Annotated in this window: 23 protein-coding genes and 2 tRNA genes; 5 read left to right on the plus strand and 20 right to left on the minus strand. The window is 66.3% G+C overall.

Annotated features, from left to right (window positions below):
• Positions 1–6: 6 nt before the first annotated feature.
• The 5 genes from AC4OR5_RS23125 to rnr all read right to left on the minus strand — a co-directional run bounded on the left by AC4OR5_RS23125 (position 7) and on the right by rnr (position 5,267).
• On the minus strand, positions 7–876 hold the full coding sequence (locus tag AC4OR5_RS23125) for a hypothetical protein (protein ID WP_023107271.1): 870 nt from the start codon (positions 874–876) through the stop codon (positions 7–9).
• A gap of 36 nt (positions 877–912) precedes the next feature.
• The gene (gene rpsR / locus AC4OR5_RS23130; protein ID WP_003095634.1) at positions 913–1,143 is read right to left on the minus strand and encodes a 30S ribosomal protein S18; all 231 of its coding nucleotides are present in this window, start codon (positions 1,141–1,143) and stop codon (positions 913–915) included.
• Between the two features lie 29 nt (positions 1,144–1,172).
• Positions 1,173–1,592, minus strand: a complete 420-nt coding sequence (gene rpsF, locus AC4OR5_RS23135) for a 30S ribosomal protein S6 (protein ID WP_003095636.1) — start codon at positions 1,590–1,592, stop codon at positions 1,173–1,175.
• A gap of 214 nt (positions 1,593–1,806) precedes the next feature.
• Entirely contained in the window at positions 1,807–2,553 is a 747-nt protein-coding gene (gene rlmB, locus AC4OR5_RS23140; protein ID WP_003095638.1) for a 23S rRNA (guanosine(2251)-2'-O)-methyltransferase RlmB, read from the minus strand.
• Positions 2,550–5,267 (minus strand): ribonuclease R, encoded by a 2,718-nt coding sequence (rnr, locus tag AC4OR5_RS23145; protein ID WP_058159938.1) that lies wholly within the window; start codon positions 5,265–5,267, stop codon positions 2,550–2,552. The genes rlmB and rnr overlap by 4 nt, the downstream gene beginning before the upstream one ends.
• 204 nt (positions 5,268–5,471) lie before the next feature.
• Between rnr and AC4OR5_RS23150 the strand changes: the two genes are divergently transcribed.
• Positions 5,472–5,558: transfer RNA gene (locus tag AC4OR5_RS23150), tRNA-Leu, on the plus strand.
• Between the two features lie 129 nt (positions 5,559–5,687).
• Positions 5,688–5,774: transfer RNA gene (locus AC4OR5_RS23155), tRNA-Leu, on the plus strand.
• Between the two features lie 156 nt (positions 5,775–5,930).
• Here AC4OR5_RS23155 and AC4OR5_RS23160 read toward each other — a convergent pair.
• The 12 genes from AC4OR5_RS23160 to AC4OR5_RS23215 form a co-directional block, all read right to left on the minus strand.
• Positions 5,931–7,223, minus strand: a complete 1,293-nt coding sequence (locus AC4OR5_RS23160) for an adenylosuccinate synthase (protein ID WP_003095642.1) — start codon at positions 7,221–7,223, stop codon at positions 5,931–5,933.
• A gap of 51 nt (positions 7,224–7,274) precedes the next feature.
• Positions 7,275–8,459, minus strand: coding sequence for an ATP phosphoribosyltransferase regulatory subunit (locus tag AC4OR5_RS23165; RefSeq protein WP_003095644.1), 1,185 nt, complete (start codon positions 8,457–8,459; stop codon positions 7,275–7,277).
• Positions 8,460–8,493: 34 nt separating this feature from the next.
• Positions 8,494–8,679, minus strand: coding sequence for a DUF2065 domain-containing protein (locus AC4OR5_RS23170; protein ID WP_003095647.1), 186 nt, complete (start codon positions 8,677–8,679; stop codon positions 8,494–8,496).
• 95 nt (positions 8,680–8,774) lie between these two features.
• Positions 8,775–9,644 carry a protease modulator HflC gene (gene hflC, locus AC4OR5_RS23175; protein ID WP_003106429.1) on the minus strand — a complete coding sequence of 290 codons (870 nt, stop codon included), beginning with the start codon at positions 9,642–9,644 and terminating at the stop codon, positions 8,775–8,777.
• Positions 9,644–10,846: an FtsH protease activity modulator HflK gene (gene hflK / locus AC4OR5_RS23180; RefSeq protein ID WP_003106427.1), complete on the minus strand. Its 1,203-nt coding sequence runs from the start codon at positions 10,844–10,846 to the stop codon at positions 9,644–9,646. Before hflK ends, hflC begins: the two co-directional genes overlap by 1 nt.
• Positions 10,847–10,940: 94 nt before the next feature.
• A complete protein-coding gene (hflX, locus tag AC4OR5_RS23185; protein WP_003095652.1) occupies positions 10,941–12,242 on the minus strand; it encodes a ribosome rescue GTPase HflX in 1,302 nt (433 codons plus the stop codon).
• Between the two features lie 12 nt (positions 12,243–12,254).
• Positions 12,255–12,503, minus strand: a complete 249-nt coding sequence (gene hfq, locus AC4OR5_RS23190) for an RNA chaperone Hfq (RefSeq protein ID WP_003095657.1) — start codon at positions 12,501–12,503, stop codon at positions 12,255–12,257.
• A gap of 105 nt (positions 12,504–12,608) precedes the next feature.
• Positions 12,609–13,580 (minus strand): tRNA (adenosine(37)-N6)-dimethylallyltransferase MiaA, encoded by a 972-nt coding sequence (miaA, locus tag AC4OR5_RS23195; RefSeq protein WP_003135563.1) that lies wholly within the window; start codon positions 13,578–13,580, stop codon positions 12,609–12,611.
• A gap of 57 nt (positions 13,581–13,637) precedes the next feature.
• Positions 13,638–15,539, minus strand: a complete 1,902-nt coding sequence (gene mutL, locus AC4OR5_RS23200) for a DNA mismatch repair endonuclease MutL (protein ID WP_023126709.1) — start codon at positions 15,537–15,539, stop codon at positions 13,638–13,640.
• A complete protein-coding gene (gene amiB, locus AC4OR5_RS23205; protein WP_003123571.1) occupies positions 15,539–16,966 on the minus strand; it encodes an N-acetylmuramoyl-L-alanine amidase AmiB in 1,428 nt (475 codons plus the stop codon). Before amiB ends, mutL begins: the two co-directional genes overlap by 1 nt.
• A gap of 8 nt (positions 16,967–16,974) precedes the next feature.
• The gene (tsaE, locus tag AC4OR5_RS23210) at positions 16,975–17,442 is read right to left on the minus strand and encodes a tRNA (adenosine(37)-N6)-threonylcarbamoyltransferase complex ATPase subunit type 1 TsaE (protein ID WP_003095664.1); all 468 of its coding nucleotides are present in this window, start codon (positions 17,440–17,442) and stop codon (positions 16,975–16,977) included.
• A complete protein-coding gene (locus AC4OR5_RS23215) occupies positions 17,430–18,938 on the minus strand; it encodes an NAD(P)H-hydrate dehydratase (RefSeq protein ID WP_079384301.1) in 1,509 nt (502 codons plus the stop codon). The genes tsaE and AC4OR5_RS23215 overlap by 13 nt, the downstream gene beginning before the upstream one ends.
• A gap of 81 nt (positions 18,939–19,019) precedes the next feature.
• On the opposite strand from AC4OR5_RS23215, the gene queG reads away from it, so the two are divergent.
• Positions 19,020–20,105 (plus strand): tRNA epoxyqueuosine(34) reductase QueG, encoded by a 1,086-nt coding sequence (gene queG, locus AC4OR5_RS23220; RefSeq protein WP_003110324.1) that lies wholly within the window; start codon positions 19,020–19,022, stop codon positions 20,103–20,105.
• A gap of 33 nt (positions 20,106–20,138) precedes the next feature.
• Here the strand turns inward: queG and orn are convergent, their stop codons facing one another.
• Positions 20,139–20,681, minus strand: coding sequence for an oligoribonuclease (gene orn, locus AC4OR5_RS23225; RefSeq protein ID WP_003095671.1), 543 nt, complete (start codon positions 20,679–20,681; stop codon positions 20,139–20,141).
• A gap of 111 nt (positions 20,682–20,792) precedes the next feature.
• Here orn and rsgA point away from each other — a divergent pair, with 111 nt between their 5' ends.
• The gene (gene rsgA / locus AC4OR5_RS23230) at positions 20,793–21,812 is read left to right on the plus strand and encodes a small ribosomal subunit biogenesis GTPase RsgA (protein ID WP_003102042.1); all 1,020 of its coding nucleotides are present in this window, start codon (positions 20,793–20,795) and stop codon (positions 21,810–21,812) included.
• A gap of 3 nt (positions 21,813–21,815) precedes the next feature.
• On the opposite strand, the gene motB is transcribed toward rsgA, so the two are convergent.
• Positions 21,816–22,859 (minus strand): flagellar motor protein MotB, encoded by a 1,044-nt coding sequence (gene motB, locus AC4OR5_RS23235; RefSeq protein WP_003095673.1) that lies wholly within the window; start codon positions 22,857–22,859, stop codon positions 21,816–21,818.
• Positions 22,860–22,878: 19 nt separating this feature from the next.
• A complete protein-coding gene (gene motA / locus AC4OR5_RS23240) occupies positions 22,879–23,730 on the minus strand; it encodes a flagellar motor stator protein MotA (RefSeq protein WP_003095674.1) in 852 nt (283 codons plus the stop codon).
• 140 nt (positions 23,731–23,870) lie between these two features.
• On the opposite strand from motA, the gene AC4OR5_RS23245 reads away from it, so the two are divergent.
• Complete coding sequence (locus AC4OR5_RS23245; protein ID WP_058159939.1) at positions 23,871–25,382, plus strand: HDOD domain-containing protein; 1,512 nt, start codon at positions 23,871–23,873, stop codon at positions 25,380–25,382.
• The last annotated feature ends 14 nt before the right edge of the window (positions 25,383–25,396 follow it).

Here is a 25,396-nt window from a genome sequence, read left to right on the forward strand (position 1 = left end):
TAACTTTTAACCTTCACCGTTCGTGGAACCCTGGCGCCGGGCCAGGCGTCCACGAAAATCAAACAGACTGTCGACAACCGCTAAAAGACAGATCAGGTTCCCCAGCAGCAATACAGCCAGGTACAGGCCCACCAGCCAACCACCCGCGAGGCGCTTCAGGGCGATCAGGCCATGCCCGAGCGCCACGCCGGCGATGATCAGCGGCACGCTGCACAACGGACCGAGCACCGCGGCCTGCACTTCCAGCGCCGGGACCACGACGGCCCCCAGCAGCAGGATCACGGCAACCGCCGGCGCCAGCCGCAAACTCCGGAATTCGCGACCGAAGCCGCCCGGGTTGTACAGCGAAGCCTGCCAGTACCGCGCGAGCATCAGGCAGAGCAGGCAGGTCACCTGCAGCGAGGAAGCCATGACCCCGGTCAGGGTCGGCACCAGCGCCACCTGCAACTTGTCCAGCTCTTCGCCCGACAGCTGGGACTCCCCGCGAAGCTGGGTCAGGACCTTGGAGACTTCCGTCGCCAGGGTACCGATCAGCTCGCTGGAGGTATGCCCCAGCACCAGCGCGAATACCACGCCAACTGCAACACTGCCCAGCAGCACATGGCTCCAGGACGTGCTGGCGCGCAGGATCTGCGCCAGCGTCAGGGTACCGAGCAGGACCAGAAGGATGCTCGGATCGCCCAGGTACCACCAGAACATCGCCGGTAGCACCGCCCAGGCCAGGACGCCGAAGGCGTCGCCGAATCCGCGCCGCAGCAGCACCAGGCTACCGGCGGCGGCACTCAGCCAGAACAACAGTGGAACAACCGCGGAGCCTGCCACGGCGAGCGTGGCCTGCATGCGGCCGCGCATGGTGAACTCAGCCAGTGCGCGCATGCGATCTATCCCTTACCAGCGTTCGACTGCCCGATCTCAACGGCCGTGGCTGTCGGTGTAAGGAAGCAGGGCCAGGTAGCGGGCGCGCTTGATAGCGGTCGCCAGCTGACGCTGGTACTTGGCCTTGGTGCCGGTGATACGGCTCGGAACGATCTTGCCGGTTTCGGAAACGTAGGCCTTCAGGGTGTTGAGATCCTTGTAATCGATCTCTTTCACGCCTTCGGCGGTGAAGCGGCAGAACTTACGACGACGGAAGAAACGTGCCATGTGATTGGCTCCTCAATACTGGTCCGGAATTACTCGTCAGCGTTATCGCTATCGCTGTTGTCGTCGCCATCGGCGCCTTCAGCGTTATCGTTCGGACGCTCACGACGCTCGCGACGCTCGTTGCGGCTTTCTTCAGCCTTGAGCATCTCGGACTGCTCGGTGACAGCTTCGTCGCGACGCATGACCAGGTTACGGATCACGGCATCGTTGTAACGGAAGTTGTCTTCCAGCTCAGCCAGGGCCTTGGCGCTGCACTCGACGTTCATCAGAACGTAGTGGGCCTTGTGCACGTTGTTGATGGCGTAGGCCAGCTGACGACGGCCCCAGTCTTCCAGACGGTGGATCTTGCCGCCGTCTTCTTCGATGGCCTTGGTGTAACGCTCGACCATGCCACCGACTTGTTCGCTCTGGTCCGGGTGAACCAGGAACACGATTTCGTAATGACGCATAAATGCTCCTTACGGGTTGCAGCCTGCCGCAGAACGGTCAGGCAAGGAGTGAATGTTTTCTTGGCTTGCCTGGCGGAGAGGCGAACGAACGCCTGCCCGCGCGGCAAGGGGCGACATTCTAGAGAAGGGCAACCGGCGAAGCAAGGAAGATTGGCGAATATTTGTACAGCGGATGGAATGGCGCGGGGCCGCGCCGCGGCGGCCCCGCACGCGCTCACTCCAGCGGGGTGCGCTGGCGGAGGATCTCGAACAGGCAGACGCCGGTGGCGACCGAGACGTTCAGGCTGCTGACGCTGCCGGCCATCGGCAACCTGGCGAGGAAGTCGCAGTGCTCGCGGGTCAGCCGGCGCATGCCCTTGCCTTCCGCGCCCATCACCAGCACGGTCGGCCCCTTGAGGTCGAGCTGGTAGAGGGTCTTGTCCGCCTCGCCGGCGGTGCCGACCACCCACAGGCCGCGCTGCTGGAGCTTTTCCAGGGTGCGCGCGAGGTTGGTCACCGCCACCAGCGGGATCACCTCGGCGGCGCCGCAAGCGACCTTGCGCACGGTGGCGTTGAGGGTCGCGGACTTGTCCTTGGGCACGATCACCGCCTGCACCCCCGCCGCATCGGCGGTACGCAGGCAGGCGCCGAGGTTGTGCGGATCGGTGACGCCATCCAGGGCCAGCAGCAGCGGCACGCCCTCGCTCCGCTCGAGCAGTTCCTCGAGCATGTTTTCGCCCCAGACCTGGCTGGGGCTGACTTCCGCGACCACGCCCTGGTGGACGCCTTCCGCCCACTCGTCGAGTTCGCGCCGGTCGCGCTGCCCTACCGGAATACGGAACCCGGCGGCCAGCTCGGTGAGCACCTGGACCCGCGGATCATGCCGCCCCTCGGCCAGCCACAACTGCTTGACCCGCTTCGGGTGATGACGCAACAACGCTTCCACGGCATGCACGCCGTAGACCTTTTCCCACTGACTCATGACTTGGCCTTACGTTTGCGCGCCCCGGTGGCGGCCGGAGCGTTGTCGGCCTTCGGCTTGGAAGGCCCCTTGCGATGCTTGGTCGGCTTTCCCGGCTTGGCGGCAGCGGCGGGCTTGCCGCCCTTGGCCTTGCCCTTCGCGCTCTTGCCCGCAGGAACGACCTTGCCCTTCTTCCCGCCCTTGTCCCTGCCGCCGCCGACGCGCGCCTCGGCGAGCAGCGCCTGCTTCACCTCGCGACTCTTGCGCACGTCGGTGTTGCCGAGCATCTCCGCGGCCTGCGCCAGCAGCTCCGGCGCGACCGGCGGCAGCGCCTGCACCTTGCCGGCCTTGCGCCGCGGCACCACCGCGGCGTCGGGACTGGCCAGCGCCGGCTCCAGGTCGACCTCGGGCACGGATGCGCCCTTGCGCCCCTTCGGCGCCTTGCCGGCGTTCGCCGACTTGTCGCCGTTGCGCTTCTTGCGTCCGATCGGCGCGCTCAGCACGTTTCCGGCCAGCTCGAAATCGATCTTCCGCTCGTCCAGGTCGACCCGCGCCACTACCACTTCCGTGGTGTCGCCGAGACGGAAGCTGCGCCCGGTGCGCTCGCCGCTGAGGCGATGGTGCACGGCGTCGAAATGATAGTAGTCGCCGGGCAGCGCGGTCACATGCACCAGGCCTTCGACGAAGATGTCGGTCAGCTCGACGAACAGACCGAAACCGGTGACCGCGGTGATTACGCCAGGGAAGGTCTCGCCGACCCGCTCGCGCATGTATTCGCACTTCAGCCAGTTGGTCACGTCGCGGGTGGCCTCGTCGGCACGCCGCTCGGTCATCGAACACTGCTCGCCCAACTGGTCCAGGCGCAATTCGTCGTACGGATAGATGCGCGCCTTGGGCATGCTCGCCGCGCCGGCCCGCTGCACGTGCGGAGTCTCCGCCTTGGAGCGGATCACACTGCGGATCGCACGATGCACCAGCAGGTCCGGGTAGCGCCGGATCGGCGAGGTGAAGTGGGTGTAGGCGTCGTAGTTGAGGCCGAAGTGGCCATTGTTGTCCGGGCTGTACACCGCCTGGCTGAGCGAACGCAGCATGACCGTCTGGATCAGGCGGAAGTCGGCGCGGTCGTGGATCTTCTCCAGCAACTCCTGGTAGTCGCCCGGGGTCGGCGCGGCCTTGCCGCGGCCGAGGCTCAACCCCAGCTCGCCGAGGAACTGGCGCAGGTTGTTGAGCTTCTCCTGCGGCGGGCCGTCATGCACCCGGTACAACGCCGGGATGGCGTGCTTCTGCAGGAAGCGTGCGGTCGCCACGTTGGCGCAGAGCATGCACTCTTCGATCAGGCGGTGCGCATCGTTGCGCTGGGTCGGGCGGATTTCCGAGATCTTCCGGTCGGCGCCGAAGACGATGCGGGTTTCCTGGGTCTCGAAATCGATCGCGCCGCGGACATGGCGGCCAGCCAGCAGCGCTTTATACAACGCATACAACTGCTGCAGGTGCGGCACCACGCCGGGCAACTGCTGACGCAGGTTCTCGGCCTCGACGCTGTCGGGATGCTCGAGCAACTGACTGACCTTGGTGTAGGTCAGGCGCGCATGGGAGTGGATCACCGCTTCGTAGAACTGATAGCCGGTCAGCTTGCCGGCCTTGGACAGGGTCATCTCGCAGACCATGGCCAGCCGGTCGACCAGCGGATTCAGCGAGCAGAGACCATTGGACAGCACCTCCGGCAGCATCGGGATCACCCGCTCGGGGAAATACACCGAGTTGCCGCGCCTGGCCGCCTCTTCGTCCAGCGCCGAACCGACCTTCACGTAGTGCGAGACATCGGCGATCGCCACGAACAGGCGCCAGCCGCCGCCGCGCTTGGCCTCGGCGTACACCGCGTCGTCGAAGTCGCGGGCATCCTCGCCGTCGATGGTGACGAAGGGCACCTGGCGCAGGTCGATACGCTTTTCCTTGTCCTTCTCCGCCACTTCCGGCTTGAGCTTGGCCGCTTCCTTCTCCACCGCGGCCGGCCAGACGTGGGGGATATCGTAGCTGCGCAGGGCGACTTCGATCTCCATCCCCGGCGCCATGTAGTCGCCGAGCACCTCGACGATCTCGCCCTGGGCCTGGCGGTGGATGCTCGGCCATTGCTCGATGCGCACCTGGACGAACTGGTTGTGCCTGGCCTTGCCGGCCTTGCCCGGCGGGATCAGGACTTCCTGCTGGATCTTCGGGTTGTCCGCGACCACTACGCCGATGCCACTTTCCTCGAAGTAGCGGCCGACCACGATCTCGTGGGCCCGCTCGATCACCTCGACCAGCTGGCCTTCGCGGCGTCCGCGCCGGTCATGGCCGGACACCCGGGCCAGGGCGCGGTCGCCGTCGAACACCAGGCGCATCTGGGTGGGGCTGAGGAACAGGTCGTCGCTGCCATCGTCGGGGATCAGGAAGCCGAAGCCGTCGCGGTGCCCGCTGATGCGGCCGCGGATCAGGTCCAGCTTGTCCACCGGCGCGTAGGCGCCACGACGCGTATAGATAAGCTGCCCGTCGCGCTCCATGGCGCGCAGGCGACGACGCAAGGCCTCTTCCGGCTCCTCGCCGGCGAGCCCGAACTCGTCGAGCAACTGGGAGCGAGTCGCAGGAGCGCCTCGCTCGGATAGGTGAGCCAGGATCAGTTCCCGGCTGGGGATGGGGTTTTCGTACTTTTCCGCTTCGCGAGCGGCCTCGGGATCGAGGTTTTGCCAATCGGCCATTAGAGGTAGGTCACCTTTTCTTCTTTAGCGTTTGCTGCCATTGCTCTATTGAAGCGCGAAAACGCTTCGTCGGTCAGCTTCGGCAGCAGAATAATTTTTATCGCATCAGGGGTTTACAAGCAGAATACGTACTCGTATAGTTCGCGCCCACAACGTTGCTGAGACGTTGTAACACGGAAACGATGAGCGATCATCGACTCCAGTGCCCAGGTGGCGGAATTGGTAGACGCACTAGGTTCAGGTCCTAGCGGTGGCAACACCGTGGAAGTTCGAGTCTTCTCCTGGGCACCATATTTCAGACAAAGCCGGACATTAGACCGTTTTTGTTTCAGCAGTTCAGCCACTACCAGGCATTGAAACTGCGACAAGGTTTGCAACACCCAAGTCGATGAGCGATCATCGCACAATGCTGAAAAGCATGCCCAGGTGGCGGAATTGGTAGACGCACTAGGTTCAGGTCCTAGCGGTGGCAACACCGTGGAAGTTCGAGTCTTCTCCTGGGCACCATCTTCAAGACAAACAGCCGAGCATCGCTCGGCTTTTTGTTGTCCGCGATTTTTCCCTTCGAGCCACGCCACCCTCCCCCGCTCGCCGCGGCGCTGACCCCGGAAATGAAAACGGGCCGCATGCGCAGCCCGTTCCGTCATCGCCCCGCTATCCGCCTCAGGCGAATGGATGGCGCAGGATGATGGTCTCGTTGCGGTCCGGACCGGTGGAGATGATATCGATCGGCGCACCCACCAGTTCTTCCACGCGCTTGATGTAGGCGCGGGCGTTGGCCGGCAACTCTTCCAGGGTCTTCGCACCCACGGTCGACTCGCTCCAGCCGGGCATTTCCTCGTAGACCGGCTGCAGGCCGATGTAGCTGTCGGCATCGGTCGGCGCTTCCAGCACATCGCCATCGGCATTCTTGTAGCCGACGCACAGGCGCACCACGTCCAGGCCATCGAGCACGTCGAGCTTGGTCAGGCACAGGCCGGAGATGCTGTTGATCTCGATGGCGCGGCGCAGGATCACGGCATCGAACCAGCCGCAGCGACGAGCGCGACCGGTGGTGGCGCCGAACTCGTGGCCGCGCTTGGCCAGGTAGGCGCCGACGTCGTCGAACAGCTCGGTCGGGAACGGACCGGAGCCGACGCGAGTGGTATAGGCCTTGGTGATACCCAGTACGTAGTCCAGGTACAGCGGGCCGAAGCCGGAACCGGTGGCGGTACCGCCAGCAGTGGTGTTGGAACTGGTCACGTAGGGATAGGTGCCATGGTCGATGTCCAGCAGCGATCCCTGGGCGCCTTCGAACATGATGTCCTTGCCGTGCTTGCGCAGGTCGTGCAGGGTCGCAGCGACATCGGCCATCATCGGCTTGAGCAGCTCGGCATACTCCATCGCCTCGTCCAGGGTCTTCTGGAAGTCGATGGCCGGCTCCTTGTAGTAGTGCTGCAGGACGAAGTTATGGTAGTCCAGCAGCTCGCCCAGCTTGGCGGCGAAGCGCTCGCGGTGGAACAGGTCGCCGACGCGCAGGCCGCGACGCGCCACCTTGTCCTCGTATGCCGGGCCGATGCCACGACCGGTGGTGCCGATCTTGGCTTCGCCGCGGGCCTTCTCGCGCGCCTGGTCGAGGGCGACGTGATAGGACAGGATCAGCGGACAGGAAGGACTGATGCGCAGGCGCTCGCGCACCGGCACGCCCTTCTCTTCCAGCTTGGTGATTTCGCGCAGCAGCGCATCCGGCGCCAGCACCACGCCATTGCCGATCAGGCACTGCACGCCTTCGCGCAGGATGCCCGATGGAATCAGGTGCAGGACGGTTTTCTCGCCATCGATCACCAGGGTGTGGCCAGCGTTGTGACCACCCTGGTAGCGAACTACGGCAGCCGCCTGCTCGGTGAGCAGGTCGACGATCTTGCCCTTGCCCTCATCACCCCATTGGGTGCCCAGGACTACGACATTCTTACCCATAACACTTGTCCCCATCGTGGAAGTTCGATGCCGGCCGCGGCCGGCGGAATCTCAGGACGCCAGCGGCGCCACCTGCCAATTGCCATCGCGCAGCGCCAGCTGCCGGTCGCAGCCCGCCTCGCGCGCAGAAGCCGCATCCTGCCCGGGCAGAGCCTGGACGACACGCTGCCCGTCGCGGCGCAGTCGTTGCACCGCCTGCCAGAGCCCGGCCCCTTCGGCCGGCGCCCAGATACCCGATACAGCCTGGTCCAACCGGGCCTGGCCGAGAGTGACCAGGCTTTTCAGATCGGTGGAGAAACCGGTGGCCGGGCGGGCGCGCCCGAAATCGGCACCGATATCATCATAGCGACCGCCCTGGGCGATGGACTGGCCAACGCCGGGCACGAAGGCCGCAAACACCACGCCGGTGTGATAGTGATAGCCACGCAGCTCGCCGAGATCGAAATACAGCGGCAAGCCGGGGAAGCGCCCGGCCAGCGAATCGGCGATCTCGATCAGCTCGTTCAGCGCCACCTGGACATCGGCCGGCGCCGCCGCCAGACGGGCACGGCCCTGCTCCAGCGCATCGCGGCCGCCGCATAGCTCGGCCAGCGCACGCAACATGCCGCGCAGCTCGGCAGGCAGGTCTGCAGTCAGCGCCTCGACCTCGTCCACCGCCTTGCGCTGCAAGGCATCGAACAACTGCTGCTCGACTTCGCCGGACAGCCCTGCCGCGCGCGCCAGGCCACGGTAGATGCCGACATGACCGAGGTCCATGTGCACGTCCGGCACTTCCGCCATCTCGAGCATTTCCAGCATCAGGCTGATCACCTCGACATCGCTGGCGGGGCTCGGATCGCCGTACAGCTCGGCGCCCAGCTGGATCGGACTACGCGAAGTGGACAGCGCGCGCGGCTGCGCATGCAGCACGCTGCCGGCATAGCACAGGCGGCTCGGTCCCTCGCGGCGCAGGCTGTGCGCATCCATCCGCGCCACTTGCGGCGTAATGTCGGCACGGAAACCCATGAGCCGGCCGGACGCCGGGTCGGTCACCTTGAAGGTGCGCAGGTCAAGATCCTGTCCCGCGCCGGTGAGCAGCGACTCCAGGTATTCGATATGCGGGGTCACGACGAACTCGTAACCCCAGCGGTGGAACAGATCCAGCACCTGACGGCGGGCTGCTTCGATGCGCGCCGCCTCCGGGGGCAGCACCTCTTCGATCCCATCTGGCAGCAGCCAGCGGTCTACCGTTGCCATTTCGCCTCTCCCCTTTCAGCCGGGCGGCACATCATCAGTGAATCCAGTAAAGAAGCAGGGTGCCGAGCAGCATGCTGCCCAGCCCCACGAGACGCAGGTGACGGTCGCTCAGCCGGCCGATGCCGGTGACCGCCTCGCGCCATTGTCGCGGACACAGGAACGGCAGGATGCCTTCCAGCACCAGCACGAGACAAAAAGCGATGCCGAATTCCTGCCACATGATTCTCGCGGACGCAAAAAAGCCGGGATTTCCCGGCTGGCTCATCATAACACGATTTCTCCGGCGGGCGCTGCCGCCCGCCGGAGAACCGAGTATTACTTGTTGGCCTTGTTCAGATAGCGGAAGAACTCGCTGCTCGGATCGAGCACCAGTACGTCGCGCTTCTCGGCGAAGCTTTCGCGATACGCCTTCAGGCTACGGTAGAAGGAATAGAACTCCGGATCCTGGTTGTAGGCCTTGGCGTAGATCGCGGCAGCCTTGGAGTCGCCGTCACCGCGGGTCTCCTCCGACTCGCGGTAGGCTTCGGCAACGATTACCCGGCGCTGGCGATCGGCGTCAGCACGAATGCCTTCGGCCAGTTCGCGACCCTTGGCGCGGTGCTCGCGGGCCTCGCGCTCACGCTCGGTGCTCATCCGCTCGAAGACGCTGCGGTTGACTTCCTTCGGCAGGTCGATGGCCTTGACCCGCACGTCGATCACCTCGATACCCAGCTCCTTCTGCGCCATGCGGTTCAGCGAAGCGGTGATGTCGCCCATCAGCGCGTCGCGCTCGCCCGATACCACTTCATGCAGGGTACGCTTGCCGAACTGGTCGCGGAGACCCGCTTCGAGACGCCGCGACAGGCGTTCGTCGGCGATCTGCTTGAGGCCCGAGGTAGCGGTGTAGAAGCGCTCGGCATCCGCCACCCGCCACTTGGCATAGGCATCCACCATCACCGCTTTCTTTTCCAGGGTCAGGAAGCGCTGGGTCGGGGCATCCAGGGTCAGCAGGCGAGCGTCGAACTTGCGCACCTGGTTGACGTACGGGATCTTGAAGTGCAGGCCCGGCTTGACGTCGGACTCGACCACCCGGCCGAAGCGCAACATGACCGCGCGCTCGGTCTGCTGGACTACGTAGACGCTGTTCCACAGGACGATGGCGGCGACGACACCGACGATCAGAGCGATCAAAGACTTGTTGCCCATCAGCGGCTCTCCCTCGTACGCGCGTCTTGCTGGCGCAGATCGTTGACGATCCGCGACCCCAGGTCGGAAGCGCTGGCGCTGCCACCACCGGCGGAAGCACCGGCACCCGTAGCAGGCGCGGCGTTACGACCATCGATCATCTTGTCCAGCGGCAGGTAGAGCAGGTTGTTCTGCCCCTGCTGACCGGTCACCAGCACCTTGCTGGTCTGGCTGAAGACTTCCTGCATGGTGTCCAGGTACAGACGCTCGCGCGTCACTTCCGGAGCCTTGCGATATTCCACCAGCAGCTTGGAGAAGCGATCCGCCTCACCCTGGGCGCGCGAAATCACCTCGTCGCGGTAACCGTTGGCTTCTTCGATGATGCGCTGAGCCTGGCCACGCGCCTCCGGCACCACGCCGTTGGCATAGGCTTCGGCCTGGTTCTTCTCGCGCTGCTCGTCCTCGCGGGCCCGGATCACGTCGTCGAACGCTTCCTGCACCTCACGCGGGGCCTGGGCGCTCTGGATGTTCACCTGGGTCACGGTGATACCGGTCCTGTAGGTATCCAGGAAGCGTTGCAGGCGCTCGCGCACCTCGGTCGCCATCTGCTCGCGGCCTTCGGTGAGGATCCGGTCCATGGTGGTGGAACCGGCGACATGCCGCAGCGCGCTCTCGGTCGCCTGCTGCAGGCTGACCTCGGGCTGGTCGACGTTGAGCACGAAGTCCTGCAGGTTGCTGATCTTGTACTGCACGGTCAGCGGCACTTCGACGATGTTCTCGTCCTCGGTGAGCATTTGCCCCTGCTTGCTGTACGCACGCTCGCGGGTGACGTTCTCCTGGAAGCGCTTGTCGATCGGCGGGAAGTAGAAGTTCAGGCCGGGACCGACCGTCTCGTAATACTTGCCGAAGCGCAGGATGACCGCCTGCTCCTGCTCGTCCACCACATAGATGGCGTTGTATAGCCAGAGCACGGCGAGGATCGCCAGGCCGATGCCGAACAGGCCCAGGCCACCGCCCTTGCCGCCGGAACCGGAGCCGGAACCGTTGCCACTGCGTTTTTTTCCACCGAACAGCCCGTTCAGGCTGTCCTGAAGCTTGCGGAAAGCCTCATCCAGGTCGGGCGGCCCCTTGCGGTCACCACCGCCGCCACCACCACCGCGGCGGCCTCCCCACGGGTCTCGATCGTTGTTGTTCGAGTTGTCACCCGGCTCGTTCCAAGCCATAGCGCTCTCCATCTAGTAACGCGAAACGCGCCTGCGGCGCGGCCACCCATGCTACCGAATGCCCTGCCCGCTGCCAAAAGCAGCGATACGGGCTTTATTGCAAAGTGTGTTGCGCAACGAACTCCGCCGGCTGCCAGCCAGCGCGGCTCGCCAGGCGGTTCAACTCGGCCCGCGGCAGGCGCACCTGCAGCAGGGTACAACCTTCCTCATCGTGCGCCTCGGACTGCACCGCGCCCAGTTCGAACAACTGGGCGCGCAGGCGCCCGAGCCGCTGGGGCAGGCGCAAGGTCCCGACGAACAGGTCCTCGCCGAGCAGCTCGGCGATGGCCTGGCGCAACAGGTCGAGGCCTTCGCCGGTCTGCGCCGACAGCCAGACGCGCACCGGCTTGCCGGAATCGTCGCGCTGGATGTGCGGCTCGACCGAGGGTAGCAGGTCGACCTTGTTATAGACCTCGAGCATCGGCAATTCGTTGGCGCCGATCTCGCCGAGCACCGCCAGCACCTGCTCGACCTGCGCATCCCGTTCGGGCTCGTAGGCGTCGATCACGTGCAGCAGGAGGTCGGCGTTGCTCGACTCTTCCAGCGTAGCGCGGAAGGCCTCCACCAGCTTGTGCGGCAGGTGACGGATGAAGCCCACCGTGTCGGCCAGCACCACCGGCCCGAGATCGTCCAGTTGCAGGCGACGCAGGGTGGGGTCGAGGGTGGCGAACAACTGGTTGGCGGCATACACCTCGGAGGCGGTGAGCGCATTGAACAGGGTCGATTTGCCGGCGTTGGTATAGCCGACCAGGGAGACCGCCGGGATATCCGCGCGCTTGCGCCCGCGTCGAGCCTGCTCGCGCTGGCTGCGGACCTTCTCCAGGCGCTGCTTGATCTGGCGGATGCGCACGCGCAGCAGGCGTCGGTCGGTTTCCAGCTGGGTCTCGCCCGGACCGCGCAGGCCGATACCGCCTTTCTGCCGTTCGAGGTGGGTCCAGCCGCGTACCAGCCGCGTGCTCATGTGCTCCAGTTGCGCCAGTTCCACCTGCAACTTGCCTTCGTGGGTACGTGCGCGCTGGGCGAAGATGTCGAGGATCAGCCCGGTCCGGTCGAGTACGCGGCACTCGAACGCTCGCTCGAGGTTGCGCTCCTGGCTGGGCGTCAAGGTGTGGTTGAAAATCACCAGCTCGACGTTTTCGGCCTTGACCAGGTCGTGCAACTCCTCGACCTTGCCACTGCCGATAAGATATTTGGCGCTCGGCTGGTGGCGGGAGACGCTGACGAATGCCACCGTTTCCGCGCCGGCCGAACGCACCAGCTCCTGGAACTCCTGCGGGTCTTCACGCGCCTCGGGGTTCTGCCCTTCCAGATGCACCAGAACAGCCTGTTCCCCACCACCTGGGCGCTCAAAGAACAAAGCGGACTCCCGTCAAGCGTTGCCCGGCTCGGCCGGCTGGTCACCGCTCGGCAGACGCACCGGACGGCTCGGTACCACGGTGGAGATCGCGTGCTTGTAAACCATCTGGCTGACGGTGTTCTTCAGCAGGATGACAAACTGGTCGAAGGACTCGATCTGGCCTTGCAGCTTGATGCCGTTGACCAGATAGATGGAAACCGGGACGCGTTCTTTCCGCAGGGTATTGAGGTAAGGGTCTTGTAGCGAATGCCCTTTTGACATGTGCCGCACTCCTTTAAGGATCGTAGTTTGAAGTAGTCGAATAGGGTGACTTGGCGCCGTCCAAACTCCGGTCTCGCTCCGGAAACAGACGGACAAATTAAGGTCTCAGGCCAATATGGAGACCGTTTTCAGGTATTTCAAGGCACGCGGCAGATTGTCACCTGCTAGGCTGTCCATCCAGTGTAGATGGCTCCAGCTTCGCAGCCAGGTGAACTGGCGCTTGGCCAACTGGCGGGTAGCGATGATGCCGCGTTCGGTCATTTCAGCGTAGGACAGCTTGCCATCCAGGTAATCCCACACCTGACGGTAACCCACGGCTCTAATAGACGGTAATCCTGCATGCAAGTCACTTCTGGCATGCAGTGCTTCGACCTCGGCGATGAAACCCTGTTCCAGCATCTGGCGAAAACGCTGCGCAATCCGCGCGTGCAACACCTGGCGCTGCTCGGGAGCAATCGCCAGCTGAGCGACAGTATACGGCAATTGATTCCTGCCTGACGCGTCAAAATCCGCCTTTTCAGCGCTTTGCCGGCGACGCAGGTCGCTCATCGACACCCCGCCGAGGCGATACACCTCGAGCGCCCGCATCAGTCGCTGCGGGTCGTTGGGGTGGATGCGCGCAGCCGACTCCGGGTCGACCTCGGCGAGTTGCCGGTGCAGCGCCTCCCAACCTTCGGCCAGGGCCTCGGCCTCGATCGCCGCGCGCACCTCGGGATCGGCGCCGGGCATGTCGGCCAGGCCCTCGAGCAACGCCTTGTAATAGAGCATGGTGCCCCCCACCAGCAGGGGAATCCTGCCGCGCGCGGTGGCCTCGGCCATCGCCGCCAGGGCGTCGGCGCGGAATTCCGCGGCCGAATAGCTCTCCGCCGGGTCGCGGATATCGATCAGGCGGTGCGGATAGCGCGCCAGCAGCTCCCGGGAAGGCTTGGCCGTACCGATATCCATGCCGCGGTAGATCAGCGCCGAGTCGACGCTGATCAGCTCGCAGGGCAGCGCATCGGCCAGCGCCATCGCCAGGTCGGTCTTGCCGGCGGCGGTCGGCCCCATGAGAAAGATGGCGGGAGGCAGGGAAGACATCGGAAAGCTCTTGGACAAAGCGCATAGCTTCGGGCTTTGCGCCCGAAGCTGCAAGGCTCAGCGTCCGCGCAGGAAGAGCTTGTCCAGCTCGTCCAGGCCCAACTGGGTCCAGGTCGGACGCCCATGGTTGCACTGGCCGCTGCGTTCGGTGATTTCCATGTCGCGCAACAGGGCGTTCATTTCCGGCAGGGTCAGGCGCCGGTTGGCGCGCACCGCGCCATGGCAGGCCATGGTGCCGAGCAACTCGTTCAGGTGTGCCTGGATACGGTCGCTGGTGCCGTACTCCAGCAGGTCGGCGATGACATCGCGCACCAACTGGGTCGCCTCCGCCTGCTTGAGCAGCGCAGGGATCTGCCGGATCGCCAGGCTTTCCGGCCCCAGGCGCTGCAGCTCGAAGCCCAGGCGCTGGAACCAGCTGGAATGCTCTTCCGCGCAATCCGCCTCGCGCTCGCTGACCGCGATCGACTCCGGCACCAGCAACGGCTGCCCACGCAAGCCTTCGCTGGCCATCGCCACCTTGAGGCGCTCGTAGGTGATCCGCTCGTGGGCCGCGTGCATGTCCACCAGCACCAGGCCGTGGGCGTTCTCGGCGAGGATGTAGATGCCCTTGAGCTGCGCCAGGGCGTAACCCAGCGGCGGGATGTCCTGGGCGCTCTCGGGCAACGCGGCTGGCGCCTCGCCCGCGGGTAACGGCGCGAAGTAGGCCTTGTAGGCGCCACCGGCCTCGGCCAGAGAAGGCGGCGCCTCCGGCCGGGTGTAGGCGGAATAGCCGGAGGAGCCGCCGGAGGCCGACGAGCCGCCACTCCAGCCCACCCGTGCCGCCGGACTCTCCAGCACGCTCTCGGCCAGGCGCATCTCGCCCTGCGGGCCGAACTCGCCGGCGGCAGCGCCGGTCGGTCGCGGCTCGGTCAGGCTGGTCGCCCCGGACGGCGCGAGCTGGTCGTCGGGACGGACCTCGCCCAGCGCACGATGCAAGGTGCCATAGAGGAAGTCATGGACCATCCGGCTGTCACGAAAGCGAACTTCGTGCTTGGTCGGGTGCACGTTGACGTCCACCACCGCCGGATCGACTTCGAAGAACAGCACGAAGGTCGGATGCCGGCCGTTGTACAGCACGTCGCGATAAGCCTGGCGCACCGCGTGGGCGACCAGCTTGTCGCGCACCATGCGCCCGTTCACATAGAAGTACTGCAGGTCCGGCTGGCTGCGGGAGAAGGTCGGCAAGCCGACCCAGCCCCACAGGTGCAGGCCGTTGCGCTCGACCTCGATCGGCAGCGCCTGCTCGAGGAATGCCTGGCCGCACACCGCGCCGACCCGGCGCGCGCGGGCCAGCTCGTCTCGCGCCTCGTGCAGGGCGAAGATGGTCTTGCCGTTGTGGCGCAGGTGGAAAGCCACGTCGAAGCGGGCCAGCGCCAGGCGCTTGATGACCTCCTGCAGATGGTCGAACTCGGTCTTCTCGGCACGCAGGAACTTGCGCCGCGCCGGGGTGTTGAAGAACAGGTCGCGAACCTCGACGCTGGTCCCCACTGGGTGCGCCGCCGGCTGTACCCGCGGCTGCATGTCGCGGCCCTCGGTTTCCACCTGCCAGGCTTCGCCGGCGTCGGCGGTGCGCGAGGTCATGGTCAGGCGCGCTACCGAGCTGATCGAGGCCAGCGCCTCGCCACGGAAGCCGAGGCTCATCACCCGCTCCAGGTCTTCCAGCTCGCGGATCTTGCTGGTGGCGTGGCGAGCCAGGGCCAGCGGCAGGTCGTCGGCGGGGATGCCGCGACCGTCGTCGCGCACTCGCAGCAACTTGATGCCGCCCTGCTCGACCTCCACGTCGATGCGCCGGGAACCGGCGTCAAGGCTGTTTTCCAGGAGTTCCTTGGCCACCGAGGCGGGACGTTCGACCACCTCACCGGCGGCGATCTGGTTCGCCAGCCGCGGACTCAGCAGCTGGATACGCGGTGCTTCACTCATCACTGGGCCGCCAGGGCGGTGCTCGGGATGGACAGGGCCTGGCCGACTTTCAGGTTGTCGCTGGACAGGCTGTTGCTGCTGCGCAGCGCGGCCATGCTCACTTCATAGCGCTGGGCGATCATCGCCAGGGTCTCTCCGGGCCGCACCACGTGCTCGCGCGGCCCCATGGAGAGCTTGCCCTGGGCGCGCAAAGAGGCGATGTAGGTGCCGGGCGGCGGGCTCTGCTGGAAATACTGGCGGATGCCGCTGGTGATCGAACGCGCCAAAGCCTGCTGATGGCTGGCGCTGGCCAGCTTGCGCGACTCGTTGACGTTCGAGATGAAGCCGGTTTCCACCAGGATCGACGGGATGTCCGGCGACTTCAACACCATGAACCCGGCCTGCTCGACACGACGCTTGTGCAGCGAAGTGATGCGGCCGACATTGGTCAGCACCTTGTGGCCGACGTCCAGGCTCGACGAGAGGGTGGCGGTCATCGACAGGTCGAGCAGCACGCCGGCGAGCATCTGGTCCTTGTCGCCGAGGCTGACGCTGCCATCGCCGCCGATCAGGTCGGAACGGTTCTCGCTGTCGGCCAGCCAGCGCGCGGTTTCCGAAGTGGCGCCGCGGTCGGACAGGGCGAACACCGAGGCACCGAAGGCGCTGCGGCTCGGCGCGGCGTCGGCATGGATCGAGACGAACAGGTCGGCGCCCTTCTTGCGGGCGATCTCGGTGCGCTTGCGCAGTGGGATGAAGTAGTCGCCGGTACGGGTCAGCTCGGCCCGGTAACCGCGCACCTGGTTGATCTGGCGTTGCAGCTCGCGAGCGATCGACAGGGTGATGTTCTTCTCGTGCAGCCCGCCCGGGCCAAGGGCGCCAGGGTCTTCACCGCCGTGGCCGGCGTCGATGGCGATGACGATATCGCGGGTACCGCCCTTGGTCGGCAGCGGCAGCTTAGCCACCGGCTGGGTCGGCGTCACCGGAGTGACCGGCACGCTCGGGGTCGGCGTCGCGGGTACGTCCGGGGTCAGGTCGGCGCCCTGGTCGTAGAGATCGACCACCAGGCGGTTGCCGTATTGCTGGTTGGGCGGCAGGACGAAGCTTTTCGGGGTGACCTGCGCCGACAGGTCGAGGACCATGCGCAGGTCGTTGGGCGTGCGCTGGGCGGAGCGCACCGCGGTGATCGGGGTGTTGCCGAGCTTGAGACCGTTGAGCTGGGTCGCCAGCTGGGCGCCGCTGACGTCGATGACGATACGGTTGGGTGCGGCCAGGGTGAACAGGCTGTGCTGCACCGGACCGGAGAGATCGAAGACCAGACGGGTGTTGTCCGGAGCGCGCCAGATCCGCACGCTCTTGATTTGCGCGGCGGCCAGAACCTCGCCGACCTGGCAGGCCAGCAGAATCATCACCCCAGTCAACAACGTCCGCAGACGCAAGCCCCAACCCATCGTTTTTCTCATGCTCCCATGGTCAGGGTGGCACACCAGGCTTCGCCCCGCGCACCGTGCGGTACCAGGCGCAGTGTCCGTCCACCCGCTTGGGCAGTAATGGTAATGTCCAGATCGGCGGTTGGCAAAACGCCCGCACCGCGCTCGGGCCACTCGATCAGACAGAGTGCGCTGCCGTCGAAATAGTCGCGGATGCCGAAGAACTCCAATTCCTCCGCATCGGCGAGCCGGTACAGGTCGAAATGGTAGGCGCGCAGCTCGCCGATTTCGTAAGGCTCGACCAGGGTAAAGGTCGGGCTTTTCACCGAGCCGGCATGGCCGAGGCCCCGCAGGATGCCGCGCGAGAGGGTGGTCTTGCCGGCGCCGAGGTCGCCATGCAGGTAGATCACCCCCTGCCCCCCGCTGACCCGGGCGATGCGCCCGCCCAGTTCGAGCATCGCGTCTTCCCCTTCGGCGGACAGGATCACTTCAGACACGGACTGCACTCCTCGAGCAACTGACGAACGGTAGGTATGAGATCGGTCGCCGCCAGCCCGCGACCCTGGGCGCCGAGCCGCTCACCGGCGGCGGCATGCAGCCAGACCGCCAGGCAGGCCGCCTCGAACGCCTCCATGCGCTGGGCCAGCAAGGCACCGGTGATGCCCGACAGCACGTCACCCAGGCCGGCGCCGGCCATCGCCGGATGCCCCTGGGAACAGACGGCGAGTCGTCCGTCGGGCGCGGCGACCAGGCTGCCGGCGCCCTTCAGCACCACCACCGCCTGGTAGCGACGCGCCAGTTCCAGCGCCGCCGCCGGACGATCCGCCTGCACCTCGGCGGTCGAGCGACCCAACAGGCGCGCGGCCTCGCCGGGATGCGGCGTCAGAATCCATGTCTGCGGCCCTGCTCCGACCGGTTCCAGGGCCAGCAGGTTCAACGCGTCGGCATCCCAGACCTGCGGCAACGGTCGCGACCGGACAGCGCTCAGCAGGCTGCGACCCCAGGCGCGCTGGCCAAGCCCGGGACCGAGCACCAGCACGCTGGCGCGTTCGGCAAGGGCCAGCAGTTGGTTCGCCGACGCCACGCCATGGGCCATGACCTCGGGACAACGGCTCAGCAACGCCGGCACATGTTCGACGCGGGTCGCCGCCGAGACCAGCCCGGCGCCGCAGCGCAGGGCGCTTTCCGCGGCCAGTAGCACGGCCCCGCCCATGCCGGTGTCGCCGCCGACCACCAGCAGGTGGCCGAACAGCCCCTTGTGTGCGGTCCGCGGCCGCGCTGCCAGCCTCGGCAGGGCATTTCGCGCCAGGCGGCGGGCCCGGGGCTGGAGCGCTTGCAGCACGACGGCGTCGCTACCGAGTTCGTCGAACACCAGCTCGCCGACCCGTGCCGGCGCCTCGCCAGTGAACAGCCCGATCTTCAGGCCGATGAAAGTCACTGTCAGATCCGCCCTGATCGCTTCCCCCAATACCGCGCCGGTGTCGGCGCTCAAGCCGGAAGGAATATCCACCGCCAGCACCGGCAGGTCGGCGGCGTTGGCCAGGCGGATGGTCTGCGCAAAGGGCTCGCGCACGGCACCTGCCAGGCCGGTGCCGAGCAATGCATCCACTACTACGCCCTCGAGCACGGCGCACTCGCTCCAGGGCTCCACCACGACCCCGGTCGCCAGCGCGGCGGCATGCGCCTGCGCCGCGTCGCCGGCAAGCCGTTGCGGCGCCGCGACCGCCAGCACCCGCACTCGCCAACCCGCACGTTGCGCCAGCGCCGCGATCAGGTAGCCGTCGCCGGCATTGTTGCCGTGCCCGGCGAGCACCGTCAGCGCCGCGGCCTCCGGCCAACGGCGGCGCAAGGCACGCCAGGCGGCGTGGGCGGCGCGCTGCATGAGTTCGAAGCCCGGCGTGCCGGCAGCGATCAGGCGCGCATCCAGGTCGCGCACCTGGGCGGCGGAATAGAGGGCGAGTGGCAGGTCGTCGTGCTGGAAGGTCATGGTCATCGGATCGATTCGGCGTCAGGCGCGCAGTCTGGCAGAATTATACCTATCCCATTTCGCTTTCCCTCGTCTTCGTTGCCTCCCATGACTCCCCAACCTCTGGCCGACAACCTTTCCCCGCCGGACCCTGCCCGCCTCGCCCAGTCCATCAAGGACTGGGGCCGCGAGCTGGGGTTCCAGCAGGTCGGTATCAGCGACGTCGAGCTGGGCGAGCACGAAGCGCACCTGCAGCGCTGGCTGGAGGCCGGCTACCACGGCGAGATGGACTACATGGCGGCGCACGGCAGCAAGCGCTCGCGACCTGCCGAGCTGGTTCCCGGCACGCTGCGGGTGATCTCCCTGCGCATGGATTACCTGCCCGGCGACACGCGCATGGCGCAGGTCCTCGCGACACCGGAAAAAGCCTACGTCTCGCGCTACGCCCTCGGCCGCGACTACCACAAGCTGATCCGCAAGCGTCTGCAACAACTGGCCGAGCGCATCCAGGCCGAAGTCGGCCCGTTCGGTTTCCGCGCCTTCGTCGACAGCGCGCCGGTGCTGGAAAAGGCCATCGCCGAACAGGCCGGCCTCGGCTGGATCGGCAAGAACACGCTGGTGCTCAACCGCAAGGCCGGCAGCTACTTCTTCCTCGGCGAGCTGTTCGTCGACATGCCGCTACCCGTCGACCCGGCGATGGACAGCGAGCATTGCGGACGCTGCTCGGCCTGCCTGGACATCTGCCCGACCGCGGCCTTCGTCGGCCCCTACCGACTGGACGCGCGACGCTGCATCTCCTACCTGACCATCGAGTACAAGGGCGCGATTCCACTGGAGCTGCGGCCACTGATCGGCAACCGGGTATTCGGCTGCGACGACTGCCAGATCGTCTGCCCATGGAATCGCTTCGCCCGCCCCACCGGGCAGGGCGACTTCCAGCCGCGCCACAGCCTGGACAACGCCGAACTCGCCGAACTGTTCCTCTGGAGCGAAGAGGAGTTCCTCGGCCGCACCGAGGGTTCGCCGCTGCGCCGCGCCGGCTACGAACGTTGGTTGCGCAACCTGGCGGTGGGGCTGGGCAACGCGCCCTCGACCATCCCGGTGCTGGAGGCGCTGAAGGCGCGCCGCGGGTTCCCTTCGGAGCTGGTCCGCGAGCACGTGGAATGGGCCCTGCGGCGCCACGGGGAAACCTAGCCCGGCCGGCGCCTGCCGCCCGGTCCGGACGGATCAGAGCTTGATGAAGTGGTCGCGATAGTGGCGCAGCTCGGCGATCGACTCGCGGATATCGTCCAGCGCCAGGTGGGTGTTGCCCTTCTTGAAGCTCTCGCGGACCTGCGGCGCCCAGCGCGCAGCCAGCTCCTTGAGGGTGGAGACGTCGAGGTTGCGGTAGTGGAAGTAGCCTTCCAGCCTGGGCATGTGCCTATAGAGGAAGCGGCGGTCCTGGCAGATGCTGTTGCCGCAGATCGGCGAGCTGCGCTTGGGCACCCACTGCTCGAGGAAGGCCAGGGTCTGCGCCTCGGCCTCGGCCATGCTCACGGTGCTTTCCCGGACCCTCTGGGTCAGGCCGGATTGGCCGTGCTGGCGGGTATTCCACTCGTCCATGCCGGCGAGGATTTCCTCTGGCTGGTGGATGGCGATCACCGGTCCTTCGGCCAGGGTGTTGAGGTCACTGTCGGTGACGATGGTGGCCATCTCGATGATGACGTCCCGGTCCGGATCGAGGCCGGTCATCTCCAGGTCGATCCAGATAAGGTTCTGCGGGTTCTGCATGGGGAGTCGCTCCAGTCGCTATGCCGTGCATTCTAGCGTGGAACGCCGCCGCGCGAATGATGGCGGCGCGCCCATGTTAAACTCGCCGCCGATTTTTCATGCGGACGCATCATGGCCAAACGCCACTTGACCCGCCGGCAGAGCTGGCGCATCGAAAAGATCCAGGAAGAACGCGCGGCCCGGGCGGCCCGTCGCGAGTCGCGTGCCGTGGAAGAGCTGGAGGGCGGCGACCTGGGACCGGAGCAGACCGGCCAGGTGATCGCTCATTTCGGGGTTCAGGTAGAGGTCGAGTCCGCCGACGGCCAGGTTTCCCGCTGTCACCTGCGCGCCAACCTGCCGGCACTGGTGACCGGCGACCAGGTGGTCTGGCGTGCCGGCAACCAGGGCATCGGCGTGATCGTCGCGCAATTGCCACGTCGCTCCGAGCTGTGCCGCCCGGACATGCGCGGGCTGCTCAAGCCGGTAGCGGCCAACGTCGACCGCATCGTCATCGTCTTCGCCCCGCGTCCCGAACCGCACGCCAACCTGATCGACCGCTACCTGATCGCCGCCGAACATGCCGGCATCCAGCCGTTGCTGCTGCTGAACAAGGCCGACCTGGTCGACGAGAGCAATGCCGAAGGCATCGATGCGCTGCTGAATGTCTACCGCACCCTGGGTTATCCGCTGATCGAGGTATCGGCCTTCAATGGCCTGGCGATGGACGAACTGCGCGGCGCGCTGGACGCTCACGTGAGCGTCTTCGTCGGGCAGTCCGGGGTAGGCAAGTCGTCGCTGGTGAATGCCTTGTTGCCGGGTGTCGACACCCGTGTCGGCGACCTCTCCACGGTGACCGGCAAGGGCACCCATACCACCACCACCGCGCGACTGTTCCATTTTCCCGGCGGCGGCGACCTGATCGACTCGCCCGGCATCCGTGAGTTCGGCCTGGGGCACGTGTCGCGAGACGACGTCGAGGCCGGTTTCATCGAGTTCCGCGACCTGCTCGGGCATTGCCGCTTCCGCGACTGCAAGCACGACCGTGAACCAGGTTGCGCCCTGCTCCAGGCCCTGGAGGACGGGCGCATCATGCCGCAACGCATGGCCAGCTACCGGCACATCCTGGCAAGCATGCCGGAAACGGATTACTGAACCTCAGTCGCCCTTGATCTGCTCCAGCTTCAGGCTGCCGCCGTCGTCGAACAGGTTGAGCTTCTTCTGCACCTCGTCCGCCGGTAGCGAAGGTTGCGCGCCCGCCGCCGGTGCCTCGGCAGCCGGCTTCGGCTGCTCGCCCGGGGCAGCCGCGGGGGCGCTGGCTTCGGGAGCGCCGGTCTCGCCTTCGATGGCCTTCTGCGCCTTGCGGGTCAGGACCACGATGTCGATCCGCCGGTTCACCGGGTTCAGCGGGTCCTTGTCGTCGAACAGGCGTGCCGAGGCATATCCGACAACCTGGGCGATCTGCCCTTCCGGATAGCCGCCGGCGACCAGCGCACGGCGCGCGGCGTTGGCGCGATTGGCCGATAGCTCCCAGTTGCCGAAGTCACCGTTGCCGGCATAGGGCTTGGCGTCGGTGTGGCCGCTGATGCTGATCTTGTTCGGCACCTGGCGGATGGTCTCGGCCATGGCCAGCAGGATGTCCTCGAAATACGGCTGCAGGCGCGCGCTGCCGAGGTCAAACATCGGCCGGTTGGCGGCGTCGACGATCTGGATGCGCAGGCCGTCGCGGGTGATCTCGAAGTGGATCTGGTCCTTGAAGTCCTTGAGCATCGGATTTTCGTCGACCTTGTTCTGCAACTCCTGCAGCAGCAGCGCCAGGCGCTCTCGCTCAACCTGCTCGGCGAGGTTCTCGGCCTGGTCGGCGTTGACCTGGTGGTCCTGCTCGGGGCTGATCCGGCTTTCGTTGGAGTCCGGCTGGGCCTGGACCTGCGGATTGAGGGTCTTGTCCGGCGCCGGCGTCGGCGTGCCGCCGAGGTCGATGACGTAGGGGCTGGCGCTTTCGCTGAAACCGATGGGGTCCTGGAAGTATCCGGAAATCGCCTTCTTCTGCTCCGGGGTGGCCGAAGACAGCAGCCAGAGCACCAGGAAGAACGCCATCATCGCCGTGGCGAAGTCGGCGAAGGCGATCTTCCACGAGCCGCCGTGGTGGCCGGCGGCATAGCGCTTGACGCGCTTGACGATGATCGGCTGGTTATTGTCCATCTATCGACAGTGCCTCCACTCAGCGGCCACGCACGGCCTGCTCGAGCTCGGCGAAGGTCGGCCGATGGGCGGGCAGCAGCACCTTGCGGCCGAACTCGACGGCCAGCGAAGGCGGCATGCCGGAAGCGGAAGCGACCAGGCAGGCCTTGATCGCCTCGAACATGTTCAACTCTTCCTTGGCATCGTGCTCCAGCGCGACGGCCAGCGGGCCGACGAAGCCGTAGGCGGCGAGAATCCCGAGGAAGGTACCCACCAGGGCGGCGGCGACGTGGTGGCCGATCTCCGCCTGGCTGCCTTCGCCAAGCAACGCCATGGTGATGACGATGCCGAGTACCGCGGCGACGATACCGAAGCCCGGCAGGGCGTCGGCGACCTTGGTCACCGCGTGGGACGGATGCTCCAGGTCCTCCTTGAGACTGGACAGCTCCATGTCGAACAGACCTTCCAGCTCGTGCGGCGCCATGTTGCCGGAGGACATGATGCGCAGGTAGTCACAGACATAGGCGGTCATCCGCTCGTCCTTCAGCACGCCGGGGTACTTGCTGAAGATGGGACTGGCCGCGGGGTCCTCAATGTCCGCCTCGATCGCCATCATCCCTTCGCGCCGGCTCTTGTTGAGGATCTCGTAGAGCATGCCCAGCACCTCGAGGTAGTAGGTCTGGGTAAAGCGGTTGCTGAACATCTTCGGCGCTTTCTTCAGCACCACCATGAACGTGCTGCCCGGGTTGGCCTGGAGGAACGCCCCCAGTGCCGCACCGCCGATGATCAGGACCTCGAAGGGCTGGATGATGGCGCCGATCTTGCCGCCGGAGAGCAGGAAGCCCCCGAGGACACTGGCGAAAACGACGATGATGCCGATGATTTTTGACATGAGGACCGGACGTGCGAAATGAACAGGATAAGGAGGGGGACTGCTAGGCTCCCTCTTGTTATCGGTTGCTAGCCGCAAGACTATAGTCCGAATACTCGAAAAGCCAGTTCGCCGCCTCGCCGACACCGAGCCCGACACCCATGACAGACCGCCTCGCCGCCTGGCTCGAAGAGCTCGACCGGCAACCCCTGCCGATCCCCGCCAGCCACTATGCCGGCCTGCACGCCGCGCTGAGCGACAGCCGCCGCTCGCTGCGCGAGATCGCCGACCAGTTGCAGGGCAGCCCGACACTGGCTTTGTCCATCCTGCGCGAGGCCAATCGCGCCGAGAGCGCCCGCGACAACCCCGCGGAAAGCCTGGAGGTGGCCCTCAGCCGCCTCGGCCTGGCGCGCGCGAGCCAACTTCTGAAGACCCTGCCGAGCATCCAGGATGCGGAGATGCCCAGGGTCCTCGGGCAGATGCTGCTGATCAGCCAGCACGCCATGCAGCAGGCCAGCGGCCTGTTCGGCGCGCGCCTGGCCAGGCTCTGGCAGGAAATTCACTGGGGCAGCCTGCTGACCATGGCTCCGGTCTGGGCGCTGGCCAACGCCCGCCCGCAGCTGTTGGAGCAATGGCAGCAACGCGTGCTGGTACAGGGCGAACCGACCCTGCGAGTGGAGCGCGAACTGCTCGGCATGCGCCTGCTGCCGATCTGCCTGGCGCTGGCCGAACGCTGGCGGCTACCGCAGTGGGTCATCCAGGGCTATCGCCTGCTCGCCTGCGACCGTCGCCTGCTGGTTCGAGCCTTGCGTATCGCCCGCGACCATCAGTCGCCCCTGCTCCAGCAACAGCAACTCGATGCCCAGCCCGATCTCGCCCGCTGGCTGACCCAGCCGGCCAACTGCACTCTCCTCGCCAATGGCCTGGCCATCGCCGCGCACCAGAGCTGGGACGGGCCGCACATGCTGCGCTGGCAGCGCCTGACCGGCCTGTACCTGGGCCAGCCGCTGACCGAAGTCCAGCAGCAGGTGCACATGCTCGCCGCGCAAAGCGCGCGCCTGCACGCCCGGCCGCCGCTGTGGCATCCGGCGGTGGCCTTGATCTGGCCCTGGCAGGCCAGCCGCTGGCGTGCCGAAGCGGCGCCCCCGCCGCCGCCCTCGGCGGAAGCCCTGGCCGAGTGGCGGCAGCATTGCGCCGAGTTGCTCCGCGAGCCCAGCCCGTTCAGCAACGTCGTGCAGCTCACCGCCTGTGCCCGCGATGCGCTGCGCGCCTGCGGCCTGCAAAGGATGCTGCTGCTGGTGGCCGATCGCACCCAGGTACACGTGCTGGCGCAGCAGAGCGCCGGACTCGAACCGGGCCAGGAGAAATTGCAACTGGAGATTGCCAGCAGCCTGCTGCTGAAGAAACTGTTCCAGCAGCCTGCCCTGCTGCGCATCGGCCCGAACAACCAGGACCAGTTGCTGCCGGCCCTCGGCGAACCCTTGCGCCAACTGTTCCCCGGACCTCACCTGCTGCTGCGCTCGCTGGGCAACGGCTCGCGGGTGGTGATGCTGGTCCTGGCCGACCTCGGCGGCCAGCCGTTCAGCGACCTGCATGCCCAGGCCTTCGCCAAGACCGCCCAGTGCACCGAGCGCGCGATCCAGCAGTTCGGCCGCCAGCGCCGCACGGAATGAGGGACATGCCCGGC

The sequence above is a fragment of the Pseudomonas sp. YA1 genome (genome assembly GCF_058680555.1).

What these genes read in the sequence shown, in the direction of transcription:
- AC4OR5_RS23125 (WP_023107271.1), bottom strand. Translation starts at nt 876, where the DNA reads ATGCGCGCACTGGCTGAGTTCACCATGCGCGGCCGCATGCAGGCCACG.
- rpsR (WP_003095634.1), bottom strand. Translation starts at nt 1,143, where the DNA reads ATGGCACGTTTCTTCCGTCGTCGTAAGTTCTGCCGCTTCACCGCCGAA.
- rpsF (WP_003095636.1), bottom strand. Translation starts at nt 1,592, where the DNA reads ATGCGTCATTACGAAATCGTGTTCCTGGTTCACCCGGACCAGAGCGAA.
- rlmB (WP_003095638.1), bottom strand. Translation starts at nt 2,553, where the DNA reads ATGAGTCAGTGGGAAAAGGTCTACGGCGTGCATGCCGTGGAAGCGTTG.
- rnr (WP_058159938.1), bottom strand. Translation starts at nt 5,267, where the DNA reads ATGGCCGATTGGCAAAACCTCGATCCCGAGGCCGCTCGCGAAGCGGAA.
- AC4OR5_RS23160 (WP_003095642.1), bottom strand. Translation starts at nt 7,223, where the DNA reads ATGGGTAAGAATGTCGTAGTCCTGGGCACCCAATGGGGTGATGAGGGC.
- AC4OR5_RS23165 (WP_003095644.1), bottom strand. Translation starts at nt 8,459, where the DNA reads ATGGCAACGGTAGACCGCTGGCTGCTGCCAGATGGGATCGAAGAGGTG.
- AC4OR5_RS23170 (WP_003095647.1), bottom strand. Translation starts at nt 8,679, where the DNA reads ATGTGGCAGGAATTCGGCATCGCTTTTTGTCTCGTGCTGGTGCTGGAA.
- hflC (WP_003106429.1), bottom strand. Translation starts at nt 9,644, where the DNA reads ATGGGCAACAAGTCTTTGATCGCTCTGATCGTCGGTGTCGTCGCCGCC.
- hflK (WP_003106427.1), bottom strand. Translation starts at nt 10,846, where the DNA reads ATGGCTTGGAACGAGCCGGGTGACAACTCGAACAACAACGATCGAGAC.
- hfq (WP_003095657.1), bottom strand. Translation starts at nt 12,503, where the DNA reads ATGTCAAAAGGGCATTCGCTACAAGACCCTTACCTCAATACCCTGCGG.
- miaA (WP_003135563.1), bottom strand. Translation starts at nt 13,580, where the DNA reads ATGTCTTCCCTGCCTCCCGCCATCTTTCTCATGGGGCCGACCGCCGCC.
- mutL (WP_023126709.1), bottom strand. Translation starts at nt 15,539, where the DNA reads ATGAGTGAAGCACCGCGTATCCAGCTGCTGAGTCCGCGGCTGGCGAAC.
- amiB (WP_003123571.1), bottom strand. Translation starts at nt 16,966, where the DNA reads ATGGGTTGGGGCTTGCGTCTGCGGACGTTGTTGACTGGGGTGATGATT.
- AC4OR5_RS23215 (WP_079384301.1), bottom strand. Translation starts at nt 18,938, where the DNA reads ATGACCATGACCTTCCAGCACGACGACCTGCCACTCGCCCTCTATTCC.
- queG (WP_003110324.1), top strand. Translation starts at nt 19,020, where the DNA reads ATGACTCCCCAACCTCTGGCCGACAACCTTTCCCCGCCGGACCCTGCC.
- orn (WP_003095671.1), bottom strand. Translation starts at nt 20,681, where the DNA reads ATGCAGAACCCGCAGAACCTTATCTGGATCGACCTGGAGATGACCGGC.
- rsgA (WP_003102042.1), top strand. Translation starts at nt 20,793, where the DNA reads ATGGCCAAACGCCACTTGACCCGCCGGCAGAGCTGGCGCATCGAAAAG.
- motB (WP_003095673.1), bottom strand. Translation starts at nt 22,859, where the DNA reads ATGGACAATAACCAGCCGATCATCGTCAAGCGCGTCAAGCGCTATGCC.
- motA (WP_003095674.1), bottom strand. Translation starts at nt 23,730, where the DNA reads ATGTCAAAAATCATCGGCATCATCGTCGTTTTCGCCAGTGTCCTCGGG.
- AC4OR5_RS23245 (WP_058159939.1), top strand. Translation starts at nt 23,871, where the DNA reads ATGACAGACCGCCTCGCCGCCTGGCTCGAAGAGCTCGACCGGCAACCC.